At 35.5% G+C, this 5967-nt stretch carries 6 protein-coding genes; 4 read left to right on the top strand and 2 right to left on the bottom strand.

Annotated elements, in window-relative coordinates; all coding sequences use genetic code 11:
• Positions 1 to 368: 368 nt before the first annotated feature.
• Genes AOG54_RS09385 through AOG54_RS09375 form a run of 3 tightly spaced genes read left to right on the top strand, consistent with a single transcriptional unit; the run spans position 369 to position 3559 of the window.
• On the top strand, positions 369 to 1640 hold the full coding sequence (locus AOG54_RS09385; protein WP_048102337.1) for an MFS transporter: 1272 nt from the start codon (positions 369 to 371) through the stop codon (positions 1638 to 1640).
• Positions 1627 to 2655, top strand: a complete 1029-nt coding sequence (locus AOG54_RS09380) for an ADP-ribosylglycohydrolase family protein (protein WP_048102338.1) — start codon at positions 1627 to 1629, stop codon at positions 2653 to 2655. The genes AOG54_RS09385 and AOG54_RS09380 overlap by 14 nt, the downstream gene beginning before the upstream one ends.
• Complete coding sequence (locus AOG54_RS09375; protein WP_055032654.1) at positions 2639 to 3559, top strand: carbohydrate kinase family protein; 921 nt, start codon at positions 2639 to 2641, stop codon at positions 3557 to 3559. The genes AOG54_RS09380 and AOG54_RS09375 overlap by 17 nt, the downstream gene beginning before the upstream one ends.
• Positions 3560 to 3573: 14 nt before the next feature.
• Here the strand turns inward: AOG54_RS09375 and AOG54_RS09370 are convergent, their stop codons facing one another.
• Positions 3574 to 3810 (bottom strand): hypothetical protein, encoded by a 237-nt coding sequence (locus AOG54_RS09370; RefSeq protein ID WP_055032653.1) that lies wholly within the window; start codon positions 3808 to 3810, stop codon positions 3574 to 3576.
• Between the two features lie 179 nt (positions 3811 to 3989).
• Between AOG54_RS09370 and AOG54_RS09365 the strand changes: the two genes are divergently transcribed.
• Positions 3990 to 4499: a class I SAM-dependent methyltransferase gene (locus AOG54_RS09365; RefSeq protein ID WP_055032652.1), complete on the top strand. Its 510-nt coding sequence runs from the start codon at positions 3990 to 3992 to the stop codon at positions 4497 to 4499.
• Positions 4500 to 4563: 64 nt separating this feature from the next.
• Here AOG54_RS09365 and AOG54_RS09360 read toward each other — a convergent pair whose 3' ends face one another.
• The gene (locus tag AOG54_RS09360; RefSeq protein ID WP_048102342.1) at positions 4564 to 5901 is read right to left on the bottom strand and encodes an MFS transporter; all 1338 of its coding nucleotides are present in this window, start codon (positions 5899 to 5901) and stop codon (positions 4564 to 4566) included.
• Between the last annotated feature and the right edge of the window lie 66 nt (positions 5902 to 5967).

Below are 5967 nucleotides of genomic sequence, written 5' to 3'. Positions count from 1 at the left end.
ACTTTTCAGGGTTATCCTGCATTTCCTTTAAAAGTTTATTCAGCTCCTCATCCTCTTTTTTATTATAATTGTTTTCTTTCAAAAGATCCTGCCAAATATTGAATATACTAAGATCACGGAAATCATTCATTGCATTGATATATTTTTTAGAATAATTTTTTATGTAATTAAAATATCGATACCTTCTTATATCTCTATTTAATCCAAAAATGATTGGTTTTGGATTTTGGTGTCATAAAAAACTAATCAATTCCCTGTATTTAACTATACAGAGGTTTTATATTGAATTGAAATTTTATTAAAATGAATTATACAACTTGCTTTTTCATAATAAAAATTTTAAATATTTATTATTGATAAGAAGTTAAATGGACCCATCAGTTCAGGTTGAGGATTTGAAATGGACACCGGTCCACACTCTTTTATTTATTGCATTTTCAATAGGCACAACTGTTGAGGCTTATATATATTCATTATCATATATTGCAACATCATGGGTGGCAATGCCCAGAACCCTTCTTGGCCTTCTTGCAGTATGGCCACCGCTATGGCTACTTCTTGGTGGTGCAGTATCAGGACCTCTTGCTGATTGGATAGGAAGGAAAAAAACACTTTTTATCACACTTGGCATATATGTTATTGGTGCCATTGGACTTATTTTCAGCTTTACATACATAACAATATTAATTTTTGTGGGTCTGCTATTATTTGCAGCTGGAGGAGAATATAACACAATTCTCACCGCAACACATGAATTATTCCCCAGAAGGCATAGAAGCAGGGCACTGTTTCTGGAATTAAATTTTACAAACATTGGTGGATCAATAGCAGCCATACTGGCACTTCTGGCAATATCATCAATATTTGACCAGAGGGTGCTGCTTGGGGTAACGTTATTAATATCCATTTTAATTATGTACATTATCAGGTTAAGGCTTCCAGAATCCGTGATGTGGCTTGAGGCAAGGGGCCATATCAACCAGGCAGGTGATGAATTAAAAAAATACTCTGGGGTTTACACGGAAGGTGTGGATAATATTAAACCACAGAAGTTACCATCAATTTATTTTAGAATATTTATAGGTGGTGTAATAGGCTGGGCTTACACAGCAGGATTCAGCCTGATTGTGTTAACACTTGGTCCATACTTTTTCCCCTCGCTTACCGACTGGTTAATTTTTGTATTTGGTTTGGTGGCATTTTTTGCAGGCTTTCTGGGACTTGCCGCAGACAGGTTCAGCAGAAAGCGCTTTCTTTTGATTTCCTCGGTGCTGGTTGTTATATTTGCATACCTGTTTATACCAACCCTGAAGTTATGGTTAACAAACATTGTTTTATTCTGGTTTTTATTCATAGGTGTTTCAGTATTCATAAATATATATTTTCTGGCAGAGGATACATTAAAGTCAGAGATATGGGCAACCAGGAGGAGGGGGCTTTATTCAGCAATTGTTAGGGTTATTTCCCTTGGTGGGTCAATACCTGTTATATTTCTTGCAGTTAATCTGCCCATAATTTCCTATATGTGGCTTGGAATTGGAATTTTTAGCACTGGCATGGCTGCATCAGTTGCCTGGTATGTCTTTGGAATAGAGACAAGCAAGGGTAAAAGTGTGAGGATATGGGATGAGGCTAAATAAAAATAATATGGATATATCTAATTTAAGGGACAAAATTTTAGGGGTCTTCTACGGCGTTGCTATAGGGGATGCAATGGGAATGCCGACAACGTTTTTAAGCAGGTCAGAAATAAAAAATAAATTTGGCTTTGTAAACGATTTTCTAACAGCACCCATGGAGGGGTCTGTACATTCAAGGCTCGTTAGGGGAGAATATACTGATGATACGGAACTTACATACATGATTGCTGATTCCATTATATCAAAAGGTTTTGTTGACCCTGAGGATGTGGCTAAAAATCTTGTTAAATGGGCTGATGACAATGATATATTAAACACAACACTAATTGGACCAAGCACAAGGATGGCAATTAAAAACTTAAAATCCGGTGTATCATATAAAATAACAGGAAAGAATGGGACAACAAATGGGTGTGCCATGAAAATCAGTTCCATTGGGATTTTTGATCTTTTTTCAGATAATGAAAAAACAGTAAATGATGTTATAAATGCATGTTTATGCACCCATAATACCGCAGTGGCAATATCAGGAGGTGCTGCAATAGCATTTGCGGTAAAAAGTGCGGCATCTGGAAATAAAAGTTTATCCGAAATTTATGATGCATCATTGCTTGGATCAGACCTCGGTGCAAAATTTATGGGAGAACCAGAAAAATCAATTTCATCAAGAATTGCTGGTGCATATAATATTGCAAAAAGTACCAGCAGCATTGATTCATTTCTTGATTCGCTATATGATTTCTTATTAAAACCCGATGGGGCACTTACCGAGGATGCTGTGCCTGCTGCAATATCTATATTCTTAAAGTCCGGAGGTAACTTTGAAAATGCAATATTGATGGCATGCAATCTTGGTGGTGATTCGGATACAATAGGTGGCATGGTGGGGGCCATTTCAGGTGCGTATAATGGCCTTGCCAGAATACCAGAAAAATGGGTAAAAACCATAGATGAATCAGCCAGACGTGACATAAGAGAACTGGGAGGGAAATTCCTGAATGCCATGCAAATATGACCTTTTGATAATTGGAGACGGTGTTTTAGATATATATCTTAACATAAAGAATTTCCCTATTAAGGAATACACAACAACAATTTCCAGCACCATGGAAGTATGTCCGGGTGGTACAGCAGCCATGGCAGTTATGGCCTCAAAACTGGGACTTAAGGTTTCATTCGTGGATAATATCGGAAATGACCTATTTGGTGATTACCTGATAAAGGAATTAAAAAATAATGGTGTAAATACGGATTATATAATTAGATCTGATAAAAAAATGACTGCCACATCGGTTAATATTATTGATGATATGAAAAGGCATTCATTCCTTGGTTATCTTGGATCGGGGGATTCCATGGATTATGTGGATGCGAATTTAATAAATGATTCTAAATCAATATTTTTTGAGGGTTACAACCTTATAAAAAAGGGAAAAACATACAGGGCAGTAATGAAAGCGGTGTTGGACGCTGGAACAGCTAAAAAATACATATTTTTTGATCCGGGCCCGCTTATATCCCAAATTATCGGCATTGAGAAATTCATGAATTTATCCACAAAGGTTTTTTTAAATAGGGATGAGGCTGTGGCATATTTTAGTGATGATATTAATAATATACTGAAAAGAATTAAAAATGATATCCATGGAGACAGATATGTATTGAAACTTGACCATGATGGTTCTGTAACAGTAAAAAACACGGAAATAATAAAATGCCCACCAGTAAAGGATATTAAAATAGCAAATACGATAGGTGCCGGCGATGCCTTTGACATTGGCTATATTTCAGCATTAATTTCAGGGTATAATGAAAAAAATGCATGTATTCTTGGAAACATAGTTGCAGCCATGAGAATATCTAAAGGCATCGGATCAATACCATCAATAAAGGATATAACCATGGACCTTGATATTTAAGGAATAAATATGCTTTAATTTGACTTAGAAATTGTCAAAATATTATTAAAAAAAGTCTGATTAGCCGGTATCCTTTTTTCAAGTATTTTCTGGGCTATTGAAGATTCAGAATTTTCAGGTGCATTCGATGTTGTTGAATAACTAATAAAATGTGAATATCCTGTAAATGCCGGGAAAAGGGCAATTAGCACTATAACCCAGATTGAGATTATAAGCATCCTGTGTTTTGTTATTTTACTGGATATTTTCATGAAAAAATAATTTTGAGAATGATATTAAAAATATATAAAAATTTTTTTTATATGCCCTGAATACGTTATTGATTTTTAGGTTCAATCCAAAATTTAATGACCAGTGCATATTATTTTTCTTATAGTAATATTTAAAAACAGTTTATACCTTTTAATCTAAACGTTTTCAGGGGGTAACCATGAATGAGCCGGCGATGGGGAAAATAATGGATAAAATCAAGCCTTTAATAATAGGAAACAATATTCTTGATATCGGAACGGGCTTTGGCACGGTAATAAAAGCGCTTATAAAAAATGAGGATATGAGCATCACCAGTATTGACCCTGAGATGTGGAGATTTGAACAGCTAAAAAACACCTTTTTGGATGAAATTTATAAAAACAGGTTAAAATTATTGAAATTATCAATAGAGGAAACCGGATTTAGGGATAAACAATTTACAACATCAATATCTCTATTTTCAGCCCATCACTTTACTGATCCAATAAGGGCAATGAATGAGATTGATAGAATTACAAGTAATGCCATTATTATTGCTGACTGGAGCCCAGGATCATCAGGGATTTCCAATCCACATACTCCTGAGGAATTACAGTTATCAATGGATATAATAATAAATTATGCAATGGGTCACGGTTACAGAATAAATAATCATAAGATGTGGTATTCTGTTTACAGAAAAAAATGATTTAAAACAATTTTATGTAGATGTGTTAGACATTTTTATATATTTCAAAAATTATAAGCTGGCATCAGGCAGCTATCTGCTCCAGGGATTTATCCTTTGTTTCCTCCCCAAGGAAGAGTGTTATTAGAAATCCTGCAAGACCAACTATAAACAGTAAAAGTTCCATGGGTACTATGCCGTATAATTTTAATGTTATTGGAAAAACAACTGCAGATATAATTGCACCAACCCTGCTTATTGCGGTGCCTGCACCCATGGCCGTTGTCCTCATTCTTGTTGGAAATAGTTCGCTTACAAATATCCCGGTTGTTTCACCGGTACCGCCTGCATTGGCAAAATAAAATATGGCGAACATTGGGAATAGCAGTAATATTGGGGGTGCTGATCTAACGGCAAGAAAATATAGTGCAAGTATAAATAATGAAACTCCCTGCGCCAGAAATGTATATTCCTGCCACTTCTTCCTGCCTATTATATCGGCTGTGAATACAAAAACAAGTGTTCCAATAACACCTATTACATACAATATTAGGGTCAGTGCCAGGGATCCTGCATGTGTTGAATAGCCTAACTCTAAAAGCAGTGTTACCGTATATATTCCTATGCCATAAAATATCAGGTCATTAAGAAACCAGGATGTAAAGGTAAATATGCCCCTCCTTGTGTAATTAACATTTCCTGTGGCATAGGATGCATTCTTTAAATTATTTAAATCGTTTTCATCTTTAATCTTGAATTTTTCCTTTATATCTTTTATTTCATTCTTCTCATTTTTTTCAACTGCATATCTGGGTGTTTCATCAACCCTGCGCCTTAGTATTAATACTATTATTGCAGGAACGGCACCGGCCCCAAGCAGCCACCTCCAGGCTATGCTGCCAAGTGGTAAGAATAAAAGTCCAAGTGCAACTGCAACCGATCCACCTATCCACCATGACATCAGACCGGTACCAAGATATTTACCGCGATGCTTTACAGGGGAAAATTCACCGATTATGGATAATGTCAGTGCATAATCCGCACCTATGGCCAGCCCAAGCAATGACCTGAAGGCTATTAGCTCAATATAGTTCTGGGAAACTGCACTTAAAATTGCAAATACAGCAAAAATTAGCATATCCCACTGGTAAATAACCTTTCTACCCTTCATATCAGCAATGAATCCAAAAACCGCGCCCCCAATTAACTGGCCAACAATGGTTGCAACTCCTATAATTGATGATATTACAGCACCTATATGAAATAATGGCGCTATAAATATTAATGCCGGACCTATAACAAGCAGATCATAACCATCAAGAAAATAGCCCATATCAGATAATATATCTATAAAATAATGATACCTACCTGCCTTTAAATTATCCAGCTCCCTGAGAAAATTTAGGCTCTCATCTTTCTGCATGATTATATACAATATACTATTATATTAAATTTTTTCATTCAACATATATACATTATATATAAGATC

This window comes from Acidiplasma aeolicum (genome assembly GCF_001402945.1).
Taxonomy (GTDB): Archaea; Thermoplasmatota; Thermoplasmata; order Thermoplasmatales; family Thermoplasmataceae; genus Acidiplasma; species Acidiplasma aeolicum.
This window is presented reverse-complemented; position numbering and strand designations above follow the sequence as displayed.

Bases quoted from the DNA above. Each gene is read 5' to 3' on its own strand.
- AOG54_RS09385 (WP_048102337.1), top strand. From the start codon at position 369: ATGGACCCATCAGTTCAGGTTGAGGATTTGAAATGGACACCGGTCCAC.
- AOG54_RS09370 (WP_055032653.1), bottom strand. From the start codon at position 3,810: ATGAAAATATCCAGTAAAATAACAAAACACAGGATGCTTATAATCTCA.
- AOG54_RS09375 (WP_055032654.1), top strand. From the start codon at position 2,639: ATGCCATGCAAATATGACCTTTTGATAATTGGAGACGGTGTTTTAGAT.
- AOG54_RS09365 (WP_055032652.1), top strand. From the start codon at position 3,990: ATGAATGAGCCGGCGATGGGGAAAATAATGGATAAAATCAAGCCTTTA.
- AOG54_RS09380 (WP_048102338.1), top strand. From the start codon at position 1,627: ATGAGGCTAAATAAAAATAATATGGATATATCTAATTTAAGGGACAAA.
- AOG54_RS09360 (WP_048102342.1), bottom strand. From the start codon at position 5,901: ATGCAGAAAGATGAGAGCCTAAATTTTCTCAGGGAGCTGGATAATTTA.